Source organism: Tardiphaga sp. 866_E4_N1_4, assembly GCF_052076075.1.
GTDB classification, from domain to species: domain Bacteria; phylum Pseudomonadota; class Alphaproteobacteria; order Rhizobiales; family Xanthobacteraceae; genus Tardiphaga; species Tardiphaga robiniae.
Window position 1 is genome coordinate 4,331,487 of sequence record NZ_CP197242.1, and the last position, 14,754, is coordinate 4,346,240.

Sequence of the window (14,754 nt, forward strand, 5' to 3'; positions counted from 1 at the left end):
GCCAACGCGCGGGGCCTGTACAGCGGATTTGGAATTGAACGAAGCAATTTGACAAGCGCGTAACGGCCCCCTACTAACCGCGCCACGTGCCTCGCACGTGCCCAGGTGGCGGAATTGGTAGACGCGCTGGCTTCAGGTGCCAGTGGCTTAACGGCCGTGAAGGTTCGAGTCCTTTCCTGGGCACCACGGTGCTCCTAAGTCTCTGATATTCAGAGCAATTCAATAAATTTGACAGTTTGGGGCCGCGCGGTCGATGCCTGCGGGCGCGGAGGTGTTTCTGCGTTGCCGCCGCCGCGAAGCGGGCGCCAACCGCGAACAGACATTGCACTCTGCTTCTAGCGGGCCATCGCCTGATCATAAGCCACGACAGACGCCTGCGCGGTCGCCTTCACCTCGATAGCGCTCATTCCAGGCCGGTACAGGCTGCTGCCAAGGCCGAAGGCCTGTATGCCGGCGGCGACATAGTCCGCGAAATTCCGATCGGAAACACCACCAACAGCCCCGATCACGACATCCCTGGGCAGAACCGCGCGAATGGCGGCGATACCGGACGGGCCGAGGATCGACGCCGGAAAGAATTTCAGGGCGGACGCACCGGCGCGGAGCGCGAGGAAAGCTTCGGTCGGCGAGAACACGCCGGGCATCGTGACCATGCCGCGGCTCGCCGCCATTGCCAGCACATCGACGTCGACATTCGGACTCACCATCAGACGCCCGCCGACATCGGCGACGCGGGCGCAGTCATTCGCGGTGAGGACAGTGCCGGCGCCGATCAGGGTGTCGTTGCCAAATCGTTTGCAGATCCGTGCGATGGAATCGAACGGATCGGGCGAGTTCAGCGGCACTTCGATCATCTCGAAGCCGGTGTCGATCAACGTCTCGACGATGCTCTCCACCTCGTCGGGCTGCACGCCGCGCAGAATGGCGACGAGCGGACGCTTCACGGTGGGCCAACGGATTGGCTGGTTCATGTGAACTGAGCTCCCCACAGATGAATTGCGGCCTTGGTCAGGCCGTGTTGCGACGCGCGTTCGGCATCAACGATGGCGACCTCGAAGCCGGCAGCTGCAAGCGCCGACGCATAGAGATCCTTGAGCGCGCCGGCGCCGATCAGGCGCACCGGATGCCGCGTGCCATAGCGCGATCCGGCATCGGCGATTTCCGCGCCGATCAGCAGGCCCGACAGGCGTGCCGCGCCATCCGCCTGTTGCTGGAAGCCAAGCAGTTGCGCCGCGCGCAGGTTGAATAGCGAGGCGGTCAAGCCGACCGGCGCATCGATCGCGCGTTGCAGGCCATCGCGGAACGCATCATTCGCGGCGGGCGACGGTGCGTCGTGATCCACTGCGTGTTTCAGGATGCTGTGTTGAGTGATGACCGAAAAGAGCTCGCCGGTCATATAGGTCGTGAATGACACCACGCTGCCGGCGTCGATCCAGACCCATTTGCTATGGGTGCCGGGAATGCAGACCAGACCGGTGAAGTCGGGTTCGGTCACGCCGAGCAGTTGCGTCTCTTCGCCGCGCATGACGTCGGGTGCCGCGGCGTCGGCTTGCGCGATGCCGGGTAGGATACGCACGTCGCCTTGCGTGTCGACACGCTGCGCACCGTCGTGCAAGGCGTCGAGGCGTGTCGGTGTGTGCAGATAGGGCGCCTCGATCCAGCCCTGTCGTGCGCCGGCCATACCACAGATCAACACAGGCACGTTCTGCATTCCGCCAAGTTTGGCAAGATGATCAGCGAGCACCGGAGCGAAGCCTGCAGCCGCGCAATGCAGCATGCCTTCAGGCCCGCGCGTCTCCGCAAGCACGCTGCCATCGGCGGCCATCAACCAGCCTCGAAAGCTGCTGGTGCCCCAATCGACCGCGACGAAGGCCGGTTTGTCTGCTGTCACGTTTTGCTCTGGCTTGTCATGGCACGAATTTGTGCCGAGCATAGCCGAAAGCCTCACTCTTGGAAGTCTGTTCGCGGCGGTCAAGCTACGGCATTTCGTACCGACCCTCTTCGCTCAACAGTAATTCTCACACAGCATCGGCTCGGAATCGGTGGGTTGGATTACGCGCACGGGCGCTTGCGTCAGATGCGGCGTGCCTTCGCGGCTAACAACAGCGCGAAATGCATCCAGGATCGCCATCGCCATGTCTGGGTGATGCGTCTCGACGGCGCTGTCCAACCAGTCAGGAAGGTCACGCTGGTTCGAGAGAGCGCAATGCCATTCACCTTCGTCATAAGCGAGCCGACGCAGTTGCCACCGCGGCAGTTCGATCGCGATCAAGGCAAGCGCGGCATCGGTCCAGGCGCCGGCAGTGACCAGGCGATCGAGGCGCTGGGCCTCCGTTGTGCGGCGCATTGTCGGCAGGCGCTTGCAGGCGGCGAGGCAGATCGCGGTGAAACTCGTAGCGTCAAGCGGAGCCGTTTCGGAGGGCGCATCGGAAAGGGGCGTTCGCTGAATCGAGATGAACGACATGACGGGTCTCCATGAACAGCGCGATCTTCGGAAGACCGCATCATGCAATATCCGTAGTCCGTCATTTGAATACGAGGCAGCTTCGGGCACGAAGATATAAAGGCTGCATAAGCACCCGAGGACTAGCGGCGCAAGCGCATGCGCTCCGCCGCGTCTTTATGAGATTCCTATAAGTTCGCTGCTGGCCTCATCTCGAAAACCTACGTCCTGAATGGCACCTGATCGTGCATCGGGCGCGCGAGCCGTTTGCTCCGTGCCGCTGCAGTCATTGCATCAGGAGCATTCCATGCTGGACATCGTCATGCTGGCCCTCGGGCTCGGCTTTTTCATTCTCACCCTGGGCTACGCCTATGCCTGCGAGCGGCTGTGAGGAGCGCATCATGATTTTCGATTACACGCTCGCCGGCTTCGTGTCCGCGGCATTGCTGATCTACCTCACTTACGCGCTGCTGCGACCCGAGCGGTTCTGAGCGCGCGCACCTCAAAAGGTCAACTGACATGACAATGATTGGCTGGATTCAAATTGCTCTGTACTGCGCGGTGGTTCTCGCGCTGGTGAAGCCGCTCGGCGGCTACATGACATCAGTCTTCAACGGCGAGCGTACGTTCCTCTCTCCGATTCTGCGGCCGGTCGAAGCCGGTCTGTACTGGATCGGTGGCGTCGACGAGAAACGTGAGCAGCACTGGCTGACCTATACGGTTGCTATGCTGCTGTTTCATGTGGTCGGCTTCCTCGGTCTCTACGCGATCATGCGGCTGCAGGCCGTGCTGCCGTTCAATCCTGCCGGGCAGTCCGCGGTCGCCGAAGATCTCTCCTTCAACACCGCGATCTCCTTCATCACCAACACCAACTGGCAGAACTACGGCGGCGAAAGCACCATGTCGTATCTGACCCAGATGCTGGGTCTGACGGTACATAACTTCCTGTCGGCGGCGGCCGGCATCGCGTTGGCCGTGGCACTGATCCGCGGCTTCGCACGGTCGTCGATGCGCACCATCGGTAATTTCTGGGTCGATATTACCCGTTGCACGCTCTATGTGCTGCTGCCGATCTGCATCGTCTACACGCTGTTCCTGGTCTGGCAGGGCATGCCGCAGACGCTCGGCGCCTATGTCGATGCGACGACGCTTGAAGGTGCGAAGCAGACCATCGCGGTTGGCCCCGTTGCGTCGCAGGTTGCCATCAAGATGCTCGGCACCAATGGCGGCGGCTTCTTCAACGCCAATGCGGCGCATCCATTCGAGAACCCGACGGCGCTGTCGAACTTCATCCAGATGATCTCGATCTTCGCGCTGGGTGCGGCGATGACCAATGTGTTCGGCCGCATGGTCGGCAACCCCAGGCAAGGCTGGGCGATTCTGGCCGTGATGGGTGTGCTGTTCATTACCGGCGTTGCCGTCACCTATGGCGCCGAAGCCTCGGGCACCACAGGCCTGAATGCACTCGGCCTCACCGGCGGCAATATGGAAGGCAAGGAGCTGCGCTTCGGCATCGTCGCCTCCAGCCTGTTCGCGGTCATCACCACGGCGGCGTCCTGCGGTGCGGTCAATGCGATGCATGACTCGTTTACAGCGATTGGCGGCATGATTCCGCTGATCAATATGCAGCTCGGCGAGATCATCGTTGGCGGCGTCGGTGCCGGTCTCTATGGCATGCTGCTGTTCGTCGTACTGGCGATCTTCGTCGCTGGTCTGATGGTCGGTCGCACACCGGAATATGTCGGCAAGAAGATCGAGGCGCGCGAAGTAGAGATGGCGATGCTCGCCATTCTCGTCCTGCCGCTGATGTATCTCGGTTGGACCGCGGTGGCGGTGGTGCTGCCCTCGGCCGTGGCCTCCATGGCCAATGCTGGGCCGCATGGCTTCACCGAAGTGCTCTACGCCTTCACCTCGGCCACCGGCAATAACGGCTCGGCCTTCGGCGGGCTCACCGGCAATACCTTCTTTTACAACCTCACACTGGCGAGCTCGATGTTCGTCGGCCGCTTCTTCATGATCGTGCCAGCCATGGCGCTGGCCGGATCATTGGCCGCTAAGAAGTCGATCCCGGCTTCGGCCGGCACCTTGCCGACCACCGGCGGATTGTTCGTCGGCCTCGTCATCGGCGTGATTCTGATCATCGGCGGTCTCACCTTCTTCCCGGCACTCGCGCTCGGGCCGATCGTCGAGCACCTCGCGATGACCGCCAGCACCCTGTTCTGATCGGATTTGGAGTTATGTCCATGGAAACGTTGAAACTGCAGAAGCGGGTGCCGGTCTCGGCCATGCTCGATTCGAAAATTGTCATCCCAGCCATCGGCTCGGCTTTCAAAAAGCTTGATCCGCGGCTGATGATCAAGAATCCCGTGATGTTCGTGGTCGAGGTCGTCGCCGCACTCACCACGGTGATCTTCATCAAGAACGTCATCACCGGCGGAAGCGATCTGGGATTTGCATTCCAGATCATCCTCTGGCTCTGGTTCACGGTGCTTTTCGCCAACTTTGCCGAAGCCGTCGCCGAAGGCCGCGGCAAGGCGCAGGCGGAATCGCTGAAGAAGACCCGCACCGAAAGCCAGGCCAAGCTACTCACCGGCAGCGACAGCGGCGACAAGAGCTATCGCATGGTCTCGGGCACCAGCCTGAAGGTCGGCGATGTCGTTCTGGTGGAAGCCGGCGATAACATCCCGTCCGACGGTGAAGTGATTGAAGGCGTGGCTTCAGTTAATGAGGCGGCGATCACCGGCGAGTCCGCACCTGTCATTCGTGAATCCGGCGGCGATCGCTCGGCGGTCACCGGCGGCACGCAGGTGCTGTCCGACTGGATTCGCGTCCGCATCACCGCGGCGCAAGGCTCGACTTTTATCGACCGCATGATCAAGCTGGTCGAAGGCGCCGAGCGGCAGAAAACACCGAACGAGATCGCGCTGAACATTCTCTTGGTCGGCCTTACCATCATCTTCGTGTTCGCGACGGTGACGATTCCGAGCTATGCGGCCTATGCCGGTGGTTCGATCTCGGTGGTGGTGCTGGTGGCTTTGTTCGTGACCCTGATCCCGACCACCATCGGCGCGCTGTTGTCGGCGATCGGCATTGCCGGCATGGATCGTCTGGTGCGCTTCAATGTGCTGGCGATGTCCGGTCGTGCGGTGGAAGCTGCCGGCGACGTCGATACGCTGCTGCTCGACAAGACCGGCACCATCACGCTGGGCAATCGTCAGGCGACAGCCTTCCGTCCGGTGCGCGGCGTGACCGAACAGGAACTGGCCGATGCGGCGCAGCTTGCATCGCTCGCGGACGAAACCCCGGAAGGCCGCTCAATCGTCGTGCTGGCCAAGGAGAAATACGGCATCCGCGGCCGCGACATGGCCGAACTGTCAGCGACTTTCGTGCCGTTCACCGCACAGACCCGGATGAGTGGTGTCGATGCCGGTGGTTCGTCGGTCCGCAAGGGAGCGGTGGATTCGATACTCGCTTACGTCAACGGTGGCGCGTCGTTCGCCGTGGCGTCCGGCAACACCGTGCGTGCGATGCAGCCGGCCGCGATGTCGGACACGGCACGTGAAATCCAGGCGATCTCCGACGAGATTGCAAAGGGCGGCGGCACTCCGTTGGCGGTTGCGCGCGATGGCAAGCTGCTCGGCGTCATCCATCTGAAGGACATCGTCAAGGGCGGCATCCGTGAGCGTTTCGCCGAGCTGCGCCGCATGGGCATCCGCACCATCATGATCACCGGCGACAATCCGATGACCGCTGCAGCCATCGCAGCCGAAGCCGGCGTCGATGATTTCCTGGCGCAGGCGACACCCGAGGATAAGCTGCAGCTTATCCGCGACGAGCAGGCCAAGGGCAAGTTGGTGGCGATGTGCGGCGACGGCACCAACGACGCGCCGGCACTGGCGCAGGCCGATGTGGGCGTCGCGATGAACACCGGCACGCAGGCGGCGCGCGAGGCGGGCAACATGGTCGATCTGGACTCCAATCCGACCAAGCTCATCGAGGTCGTCGAAATCGGCAAGCAGCTCCTGATGACGCGAGGTGCGCTGACCACGTTCTCGATCGCCAATGACGTGGCGAAGTATTTCGCCATCATCCCGGCGATCTTCCTCGCCTTCTATCCGCAGCTTGAAGCGCTCAATGTCATGAAGCTGGCGAGCCCGCAGAGTGCCATCCTGTCGGCCATCATCTTCAACGCGATCATCATCATCGCGCTGATCCCGCTCGCCCTGAAAGGCGTCGCCTATCGCCCGATCGGCGCCGGCGCACTGCTCGGCCGCAACCTGCTGATCTACGGCCTCGGCGGCATCATCATTCCGTTCATCGGTATCAAGGCGATCGACCTCGTCGTCACCGCCCTGCACCTGGTTTGAGGAGTTACGTTATGTTGAGAGAAATTCGTCCGGCCATCGTTCTGCTGCTCGGTCTCACGGCCATCACCGGCCTCGCTTATCCGCTCGCGATGACGGGCGTCGCCGAAGCGATCATGCCGAACCAGGCGCAAGGCAGCCTCATCGAACGGGACGGCAAGGTTGTTGGCTCGTCCCTGATCGGGCAGGAATTCAAGGGTGAGGAATACTTCCACGGCCGCCCGTCGGCGACCCTGGGTCCTGACCCGCAGGATTCCACCAAGACGGTGCCGCAGCCTTACAATGCCATCAACTCGATGGGCTCCAATCTCGGCCCGACCAGCAAGGCGCTGATCGACCGCGTGAAGGAGGACGTCGAGAAACTGAAGGCAGAGAACCCGTCGATGCCGGTGCCGATCGATCTCGTGACCACCTCGGGCAGTGGTCTCGACCCGAACATTTCGCCGGAGGGCGCGCTGTTTCAGGTGCCTCGCGTCGCCAAGGCGCGCAAGCTGCCGGAGGACCGCGTCCGTCAGCTGGTGACCGAAAAGACAGAAGGCCGCTTTGGTGGCTTGCTCGGCGAACCGCGCGTTAACGTTCTCGCCTTGAATCTCGCGCTGGATGCCGCCTCACCGCAATAGGCCGTCTAGGCCCTAGCCTTGGCGGAGACTATATTGCCTTATGGCAAATCAGCGCCGCGATCCCGACCAACGACCTTCGCCTGAGGCCTTGCTGGAGACAGCAAGGCGCGAGGAAGATGCCGCCGGGCGGCTGAAGATCTTCGTCGGCGCCGCCCCCGGCGTCGGCAAGACTTATGAGATGCTGCAGAGCGCCCATGCCAGGCGCAAGGCGGGCAGCGATGTAGTGGTTGGCGTGGTCGAGACCCACGGGCGCGCCGAGACCGAGGCGCTGTTGACCGGCCTTGAGGTGCTTCCCCGCAAGCGCATCGATCACAAGGGCCAGCAACTCGAGGAAATGGATCTCGATGCGCTGATTGCGCGGCGCCCGCAGATCGCATTGGTGGACGAACTCGCTCATACCAACGCGCCGGGCAGCCGCCATCCCAAGCGTTATCTCGACGTCGCGGAATTATTGGCCGCAGGGATCGACGTCTATACGGCAGTTAATATCCAGCACATCGAAAGCCTGAATGATGTGGTCGCCCAAATCACTCATGTGCGGGTGCGCGAGACCGTGCCGGATTCGGTGTTCGATCGTGCAGACGCCATCGAGCTGATCGACCTCACCCCGGACGATCTGATCCAGCGCCTGAAGGAAGGCAAGGTCTACGTTCCCAAACAGGCCGAGCGCGCGCTGGAGCATTATTTCTCGCCTGGCAATCTCACGGCGTTGCGCGAGCTGGCGTTGCGACGGACGGCCGACCGGGTCGATGAGCAATTGCTCACGCATATGCAGGCCAATGCCATTGCCGGCCCGTGGGCTGCCGGCGAACGCATTCTGGTCTGTATCAGTGAGGACCCGCGCTCAGCCGGGCTGGTGCGCTACACCAAGCGTCTCGCGGATCGGCTTCACGCGCCGTGGACGGCGGTCAGCATCGAGACGCGACGCAGCCTTCAACTCACCGAAGAACAGCGCGACCGGCTGGCCGATACGCTGCGGCTTGCCGAGGCACTTGGCGCCGAAGCGCTGACGATTCCGGGCGCAGGCCGGCGCATCGCGGACGATCTGCTCGGTTATGCCCATGCCAACAACGTTACCCAGATTGTGATTGGCAAGGCATCACGGTCGTGGTGGTTCGAGCTGGTGCGCGGTTCGGTGGTGCATGATCTCGTGCGGCGCGCCGGCAATATCAGTGTGCATGTGATCGCCGGCGATGCGTTGCCAACGGAGCCGGCTGCGAAACGTGCGCAGATGACCGATCGCGTCGAGCCGTTCGATGCAAAGCCCTATATTGCGGCGCTGGCAGTCGTGGCGCTGGCTCTTGGGGTCGCAACGCTGCTGCGTCCGATCTTCGGGATCGAGAATGTCGATCTGATGTTTCTCACCGCCGTGGTCGGCGTCGCCGTGCGCTTTGGTCTCTGGCCATCGCTGCTGGCGAGCGTCGTGGCATCGCTGAGCTATAATTTTTTCTTCCTGCCGCCGGTCTATACGCTCACCATCACCGATCCGACCAATGTGGCGGCCTTCTTCTTCTTCATGCTGATCGCCATTCTCGTGTCCAATGTCGCGGCGCGGGTGCGCACCCAGGCCGTCTCGGCCTTTGGCCGTGTGCGCACAACCGAGTCGCTCTATGCGTTCAGCCGCAAACTCGCGGGTACGGCGGCGCTTGACGACGTGCTGTGGGCGAGCGCGTATCAGATCGCATTGATGCTGAAGGTGCGGGTTGTGTTGCTGTTGCCGGAGCAGGGTGTGATCACCGTCAAGGCCGGATATCCGCCTGAGGACGAATTGGACAAGGCGGATCTGGCCGCTGCCAACTGGGCCTGGAGCAACGATCGCCCCGCCGGTCGTGGCTCTGAAACATTGCCCGGCGCGAAGCGGCTGTTTCTGCCGATGCGGACCGGTCGTGGACCGATCGGTGTGATCGGCATCGACGATGACCGCACCGGGCCATTGCTGACACCCGACCAGCGCCGGTTGCTGGATGCGCTTGTGGACCAGAGCGCACTCGCCATCGAGCGCGTGCAGCTCGTCGAAGACATGGACCGTGCCGAGCGCAACGTCGAATCTGACCGGCTGCGTCAGGCGCTGCTGACCTCGATCTCGCATGATCTGAAGACGCCGCTGGCCTCCGTGCTCGGCGCGGCCTCCACACTGCGCGATCTGTCGCCGAAGCTCAGCGAGGCCGAGAAGGCCGATCTGCTCGGCACGGTGATCGACGAATCCGAGCGGCTGAACCGCTTCATCGCCAATCTGCTGGATATGACCAAGCTGGAGTCCGGTGCCGTGGTGCCCAATGCAACGCTGCACGATCTCGCCGAGATCGTCGGCAGCGCGCTGCGCCGGGCCGGCAAGATCCTCAGCAGGCATCGCGTCGCGCTCGATCTGTCGCCAAACCTGCCGATGCTGGAGCTGGATGCGGTACTGTTCGAGCAGGTGCTGTTCAATTTGCTTGATAATGCCGCGAAATATGCCCCGGATGACACCGCCATCACGATCAGGGCCATACGCGATGCGGACTCAGTCTCGCTGCAGGTGACGGACGAGGGGGCAGGCATTCCACCCGCCGATCTCGAGCAGGTGTTCGATAAATTTTATCGCGCCAACAAGGGCGATCACGTTCGGGCGGGCACCGGCCTCGGCCTTGCGATCTCCCGGGGCTTTGTTGAGGCAATGCATGGCACCATTTCGGCCACCAATCGCGCCGACCGATCAGGCGCCGTGCTGACCATCCGCCTTCCCATCCCGCCGGCCTCCGAAGCTCTGGACACCGCCGCATGAACACCGCCGCCATCAAGGTCCTGATCATCGATGATGAGCCGCCGATCCGCAAATTGCTGCGCATGGGCCTCAGCACCCAGGGCTATGACATCCTTGAGGCCAGCAACGGCAAGATCGCGCTGGAGAAACTGGTGGAGAAACCCGCTTTGATCATCCTCGATCTGGGCCTGCCGGACATCCAGGGCCACGATCTGCTGCAGATGATTCGCGCCCGTGACGACAGCGTGCCGATCGTGGTGCTGTCCAGCCGCGGCGATGAAGCTGGCAAGGTGCAGGCGCTCGATCTCGGTGCCGACGACTATCTCACCAAGCCGTTCGGCATGGATGAGTTGCTTGCGCGCATGCGGGCTGCGCTCAGGCATCAGCTGCAGGTTCATGGCGAGCGGCCGGTATTCCGCTCCGGGGAATTGTCGGTCGATCTGGTGCGCCGCATCGTCAAGGTGGGTGACCGTGAGGTGAAACTGTCACCAAAGGAATATGAGTTGCTGCGGGTCCTGGTGCAGCATGCCGGCAAGGTGCTGACCCATCGGTTTCTGCTGAAGGAATTGTGGGACGAGCTCACCGACGCACAATATCTGCGCGTCTATGTCCGCCAGCTGCGTCAAAAGATCGAGCTCGATCCGGAGCGCCCGCAATTCGTCCTGACCGAAACGGGTATCGGCTACCGGCTGCGCGCCGGAGAATAGCTAACGACAAAGCCGTCAAACAGCAGGTTATTTGGTCTGCCGGGCGACCGATGCCGGTGCGTTGTAGTCCAGCAGCCGGATTGCCTCGTCGGCGGCGTCCACCATCTCCGACATCAGCTTGCGCGTTCGCTCGAAATCCGCAGCCGACATGCTGCGAAACAGCATATCGTTCACCGGACGCTGAACGGGTGCCAATTCATTGAGCAGCGCGCGCGCTTTCGGCGTGATGGTCAGAATGACGCGGCGGCGATCTTCCTCATCGGTCTCTTTTTCAACAAGGCCGTTTGATACCAGCTTGTTGATCTCGATCGTAATGAACGCGCCGCTGAAGTGCAGGTGCTCGGCGACCTGATTGACGCCGATCTTCTCATCCGTGCCGCTCAAATGAGCAATGGCGATCAGCACTGTGTATTGCGTGCCGGACAGGCCGATCACTGCGCCGAGTTGCCCGCGCACAGCCTGAAGCCGCGCCGAAAACGCCAATGTGTCATGGACAAATTGGCGGAAAGCCCGATCCGATCCGTCGACCATCAATTGTGGCCGCGAAATCGTCGGTTCTACCTTCATTTTACGTGATTTGCTCTTAATCGCCATCAGGTCCCCGCACACCTATGAGTCGTATAGCGGCGGCGTTACGCACAAACAAGTTGGAACCAGTGCGTTTTGATAGCAGGCCAGCCATGCTTGACAGCGCGCGCTTTCGTTCGATAATATAGCTTTGTTATAAAGCTAATGCGCGTCGTTCAGGTTTCGCGATCAGGAGATGACCATGGGCGCCACTGCCGACTTGGATCCCCGCGCCTTCCGACAGGCGCTCGGACAGTTTGCCACCGGTGTCGCCGTGATCACGGCCGAAGCGGCTGATGGCCAGGCGATCGGCTTGACCATGAGTTCGTTCAACTCGGTTTCGGTGGATCCGCCGTTGATCCTGTTCTCGATCGACCGCAAGGCCTTCAGCCTCAAGGCGATGACCGAGGCCAAGGGCTATGCCGTGAACATCCTCGGCCGTGATCAGGAGCATCTGTCGAACAAGTTCGCCAAGGCGCTCGGCGACAAGTGGGCGGCGGTCGAACATACGCTGGGCCATGAGGCGGCACCCCTGATCGCCGGCGCGCTCGCACACTTCGAATGCGCGCCATACGCGCAATATGACGGCGGGGACCATGTGATTTTCGTCGGCCAGGTGGTGAAGTTCAGCGCCTATCCGGCCAACGAGCCGTTGGTCTTCTTCCGTGGGGCCTATCGCAGCCTTGCAAGTACCGAGCGCAACCCGGAATGGCCGCTGCCGATGCACTACTGAAATAACGCACCTGAAATGCTACCCATGACCGAAAGTGACCGAGGCAACCCATGATCAAGACCGGCGAACAGCACATCGCGAGCCTACGCGACGGCCGTGAAATCTATCTCGATGGCGAGCTGGTGGATGACGTGACCACCCATCCGGCGTTCCGGGGCGCGGTGGCTTCTATCGGACGGATGTTCGATTTCCAGAGCGCGCCGGAAAATCGCGAGCTGATGACTTTCGAGACCGAAACCGGCACCCGCGCCAACCGGATCTGGGAACTGCCCGGCAGCTATGATGCGTTGGTCAATCGTCGTCGTGGGCTGGAAGCCTGGACCGAGCTGCATGCTGGCTTCATGGGCCGCGCGCCCGATCACGTCGCTTCCTGCGTCGCAGGTATGTATATGGGCGTCGAGGTCTTCGAGGCTTACAACAAGGATCGCGCGAAGGCGCTAGCGGATTACTATCGCTACGCCCGCGACAACGACCTCTACCTCACTTACGTGATCATCAACCCCCAGGCCGACCGTTCCAAGAGCGCGGCCGAGCAGGCCGATCCATTCCTGTCGGCGGGCGTGGTGTCGCGCGATGCCGAGGGCCTGACGATCCGCGGTGCCAAGATGCTGGCGACTGGCGGCATCATGGCCAATGAGGTGTTCGTCACCTGTATCCAGCCGCTGCAGCCCGGCGACGAGAAATACGCGGTGTCTTTCGCGATCCCGATGAACACCAAGGGTCTGAAGGTCCTGTCGCGCAAGTCCTATGAAGCCGCGTCGCCATCGGTGTTCGACAATCCGCTGTCCAGCCGCTTCGATGAAAACGATGCTGTGCTCTATTTCGACGACGTGAAGGTGCCTTGGGATCGCGTATTCATCGTCGATGACATCGCGATGTGCCAGAAGCAGTTCCACGCCACCCCGGCCCATGTGTATCAGAATTATCAGGCGATGATCCGGCTCTCGGTGAAGCTGCGTTTCCTGATCGGGATCGCGCATCGGACCGCTGAAACCAACGGCATCGCCGGCTTCCCGCAGGTCAGGGAAATGCTAGGCCAGCTCGCAGCCGAAGTGTCGATGGTCGAAGCCTTCGTCGTCGCAATGGAGACCAAGGGCACCCAGCGGGGCGCTTATTATGTGCCAGACCGGGCGATGCTGTATTCGGCACAAGTCCTTACCCAGCAGCTCTATTCCAAGGTCATCAACACGCTGCGCGAACTCGCCGGCGGCGGAATGATCATGCTGCCGTCCTCGGTAAAGGACTTCGGCAATCCGGAACTGGCGCGCCTGATCGGCAAGACCCAGCAGTCCCCCGCCGCCAGCGCGACCGAGAAGGTCAAGTTCTACAAGCTGGCCTGGGATGCGGTCGGTTCGGAATTCGCCTCGCGTCACTCGCAATACGAGATGTTCTTCGCGGGCGCGACCTTTGTCACCAAGGGCCATGCTTTCCGGACCTATGACTGGATGAAATCGGCGGCGTTGCTCGACAAGATGCTGGCGAGCTATGACCTTGCCGATGAAGTCACCACCTCCACGGCGCCGGCCACATCGCCGCGCGCTGTCGCTTGATCCGTCCCTGCAGGAAACTTGACTATGGCCATCAACAAACTTCACGATGAATTCCGCACCGTCGATATGTCCTCGGGATGGGAGACGCCTGCGGGCTACCCGGCAGGCATCCAGCAGAAGATCCTGTCGGGCGCGCTCGATGAGGTAAACAAGCGGGGCAGCCGCACCCGCCTGCTGCGCTTCGCGCCCGGCGTTTACACTACCGAGCCTTTCGTGCACGAATACTGGGAAGAAGTGTTCCTGTTCACCGGCGACTTGATTGTCGGTAACGACAAGCAGGGTAACGGCGGTGAGTCCTTTCAGCCCAACACCTATGCCTGCCGTCCGCCCGGTGCCTATCATGGCCCGTTCAAATCGGTCGGTGGCTGCGTCCTGATGGAGATTCACTATTTCGACCCAGCCTGAGATTGCACCGCGGCGCCTGATCGTCGGCATCACCGGAGCGTCGGGCACCATTTATGGTGTCCGGCTGCTGCGGTTGTTGCAGGCGACCGACGTCGAAACGCATCTCGTGCTGAGTCGGTCAGCGAAGATCACGCTGACCCAGGAACTGGACCTTGCGATATCCGATGTCACCGCTCTCGCCGATGTGGTGCATCAGGCCGACAATATCGGCGCGACAATCGCCAGCGGATCGTTCAGGACGATGGGCATGGTGATCGCGCCATGTTCCATGCGCAGCCTAGGGGAAATCGCCACCGGCATTACCTCGTCGTTGGTGACGCGCGCAGCCGACGTTGTCCTCAAGGAGCGCCGGCGGCTAGTCCTGATGGCGCGCGAGGCGCCGCTGCATCTCGGTCATCTCAGGTCGATGGCAGCGGTGACCGAAATCGGCGCCATAGTCTATCCGCCGGTGCCGGCATTCTATGCTCGGCCCAACAGCCTTGAGCAAATGGTCGATCAGACGCTTGGACGGGTGCTCGACCTGTTCGGCATCCAGACCGGCGTGGTGAGCCGCTGGGAAGGCCTCAATCCCGCCAAAACCCGAGATATCCCATGAGCGCGGCATTGTCGGCGTCACCAGATACGG

At 61.8% G+C, this 14,754-nt stretch carries 15 protein-coding genes and 1 tRNA gene; 12 read left to right on the forward strand and 4 right to left on the reverse strand.

The genetic code is table 11. The features are described 5' to 3' along the window. Positions 1-99: 99 nt before the first annotated feature. A tRNA-Leu gene (locus tag AB8B20_RS20980) sits at positions 100-186 on the forward strand. Positions 187-335: 149 nt separating this feature from the next. Here the strand turns inward: AB8B20_RS20980 and AB8B20_RS20985 are convergent. The 3 genes from AB8B20_RS20985 to AB8B20_RS20995 all read right to left on the reverse strand — a co-directional run bounded on the left by AB8B20_RS20985 (position 336) and on the right by AB8B20_RS20995 (position 2,464). After that, the gene (locus AB8B20_RS20985; RefSeq protein WP_175369383.1) at positions 336-971 is read right to left on the reverse strand and encodes a 2-dehydro-3-deoxy-6-phosphogalactonate aldolase; all 636 of its coding nucleotides are present in this window, start codon (positions 969-971) and stop codon (positions 336-338) included. Next, positions 968-1,933, reverse strand: a complete 966-nt coding sequence (locus AB8B20_RS20990; protein ID WP_439074106.1) for a 2-dehydro-3-deoxygalactonokinase — start codon at positions 1,931-1,933, stop codon at positions 968-970. Before AB8B20_RS20990 ends, AB8B20_RS20985 begins: the two co-directional genes overlap by 4 nt. Positions 1,934-2,005: 72 nt before the next feature. Further along, a complete protein-coding gene (locus AB8B20_RS20995) occupies positions 2,006-2,464 on the reverse strand; it encodes a hypothetical protein (RefSeq protein WP_439074105.1) in 459 nt (152 codons plus the stop codon). A 211-nt stretch (positions 2,465-2,675) separates the two neighbouring features. Here AB8B20_RS20995 and AB8B20_RS21000 point away from each other — a divergent pair, with 211 nt between their 5' ends. Genes AB8B20_RS21000 through AB8B20_RS21030 form a run of 7 tightly spaced genes read left to right on the forward strand, consistent with a single transcriptional unit; the run spans position 2,676 to position 10,874 of the window. Beyond that, positions 2,676-2,834: a hypothetical protein gene (locus AB8B20_RS21000; protein WP_439074104.1), complete on the forward strand. Its 159-nt coding sequence runs from the start codon at positions 2,676-2,678 to the stop codon at positions 2,832-2,834. A 10-nt stretch (positions 2,835-2,844) separates the two neighbouring features. Then, on the forward strand, positions 2,845-2,934 hold the full coding sequence (locus AB8B20_RS21005) for a K(+)-transporting ATPase subunit F (RefSeq protein ID WP_081421711.1): 90 nt from the start codon (positions 2,845-2,847) through the stop codon (positions 2,932-2,934). Between the two features lie 28 nt (positions 2,935-2,962). Further along, positions 2,963-4,666 carry a potassium-transporting ATPase subunit KdpA gene (gene kdpA / locus AB8B20_RS21010; RefSeq protein ID WP_439074103.1) on the forward strand — a complete coding sequence of 568 codons (1,704 nt, stop codon included), beginning with the start codon at positions 2,963-2,965 and terminating at the stop codon, positions 4,664-4,666. 20 nt (positions 4,667-4,686) lie between these two features. Next, positions 4,687-6,810 carry a potassium-transporting ATPase subunit KdpB gene (gene kdpB / locus AB8B20_RS21015; protein ID WP_439074102.1) on the forward strand — a complete coding sequence of 708 codons (2,124 nt, stop codon included), beginning with the start codon at positions 4,687-4,689 and terminating at the stop codon, positions 6,808-6,810. An 11-nt stretch (positions 6,811-6,821) separates the two neighbouring features. Continuing rightward, complete coding sequence (locus tag AB8B20_RS21020) at positions 6,822-7,427, forward strand: K(+)-transporting ATPase subunit C (RefSeq protein WP_439074101.1); 606 nt, start codon at positions 6,822-6,824, stop codon at positions 7,425-7,427. A 40-nt stretch (positions 7,428-7,467) separates the two neighbouring features. After that, the gene (locus AB8B20_RS21025; protein ID WP_439074100.1) at positions 7,468-10,188 is read left to right on the forward strand and encodes a DUF4118 domain-containing protein; all 2,721 of its coding nucleotides are present in this window, start codon (positions 7,468-7,470) and stop codon (positions 10,186-10,188) included. After that, positions 10,185-10,874: a response regulator gene (locus AB8B20_RS21030; RefSeq protein ID WP_093757853.1), complete on the forward strand. Its 690-nt coding sequence runs from the start codon at positions 10,185-10,187 to the stop codon at positions 10,872-10,874. The genes AB8B20_RS21025 and AB8B20_RS21030 overlap by 4 nt, the downstream gene beginning before the upstream one ends. A 27-nt stretch (positions 10,875-10,901) precedes the next feature. Here AB8B20_RS21030 and AB8B20_RS21035 read toward each other — a convergent pair whose 3' ends face one another. After that, positions 10,902-11,441 carry a MarR family winged helix-turn-helix transcriptional regulator gene (locus AB8B20_RS21035; RefSeq protein WP_158596735.1) on the reverse strand — a complete coding sequence of 180 codons (540 nt, stop codon included), beginning with the start codon at positions 11,439-11,441 and terminating at the stop codon, positions 10,902-10,904. Between the two features lie 202 nt (positions 11,442-11,643). Here AB8B20_RS21035 and AB8B20_RS21040 point away from each other — a divergent pair, with 202 nt between their 5' ends. The 4 genes from AB8B20_RS21040 to AB8B20_RS21055 are packed head-to-tail and all read left to right on the forward strand — an operon-like array spanning position 11,644 to position 14,724. Further along, positions 11,644-12,174, forward strand: a complete 531-nt coding sequence (locus tag AB8B20_RS21040) for a flavin reductase family protein (RefSeq protein WP_439074099.1) — start codon at positions 11,644-11,646, stop codon at positions 12,172-12,174. Positions 12,175-12,224: 50 nt separating this feature from the next. After that, positions 12,225-13,724 (forward strand): 4-hydroxyphenylacetate 3-hydroxylase family protein, encoded by a 1,500-nt coding sequence (locus AB8B20_RS21045; protein ID WP_439074098.1) that lies wholly within the window; start codon positions 12,225-12,227, stop codon positions 13,722-13,724. A 24-nt stretch (positions 13,725-13,748) separates the two neighbouring features. Beyond that, positions 13,749-14,129 (forward strand): cupin, encoded by a 381-nt coding sequence (locus tag AB8B20_RS21050; protein WP_092140823.1) that lies wholly within the window; start codon positions 13,749-13,751, stop codon positions 14,127-14,129. Between the two features lies 1 nt (position 14,130). Next, on the forward strand, positions 14,131-14,724 hold the full coding sequence (locus AB8B20_RS21055; RefSeq protein ID WP_439074972.1) for a UbiX family flavin prenyltransferase: 594 nt from the start codon (positions 14,131-14,133) through the stop codon (positions 14,722-14,724). The last annotated feature ends 30 nt before the right edge of the window (positions 14,725-14,754 follow it).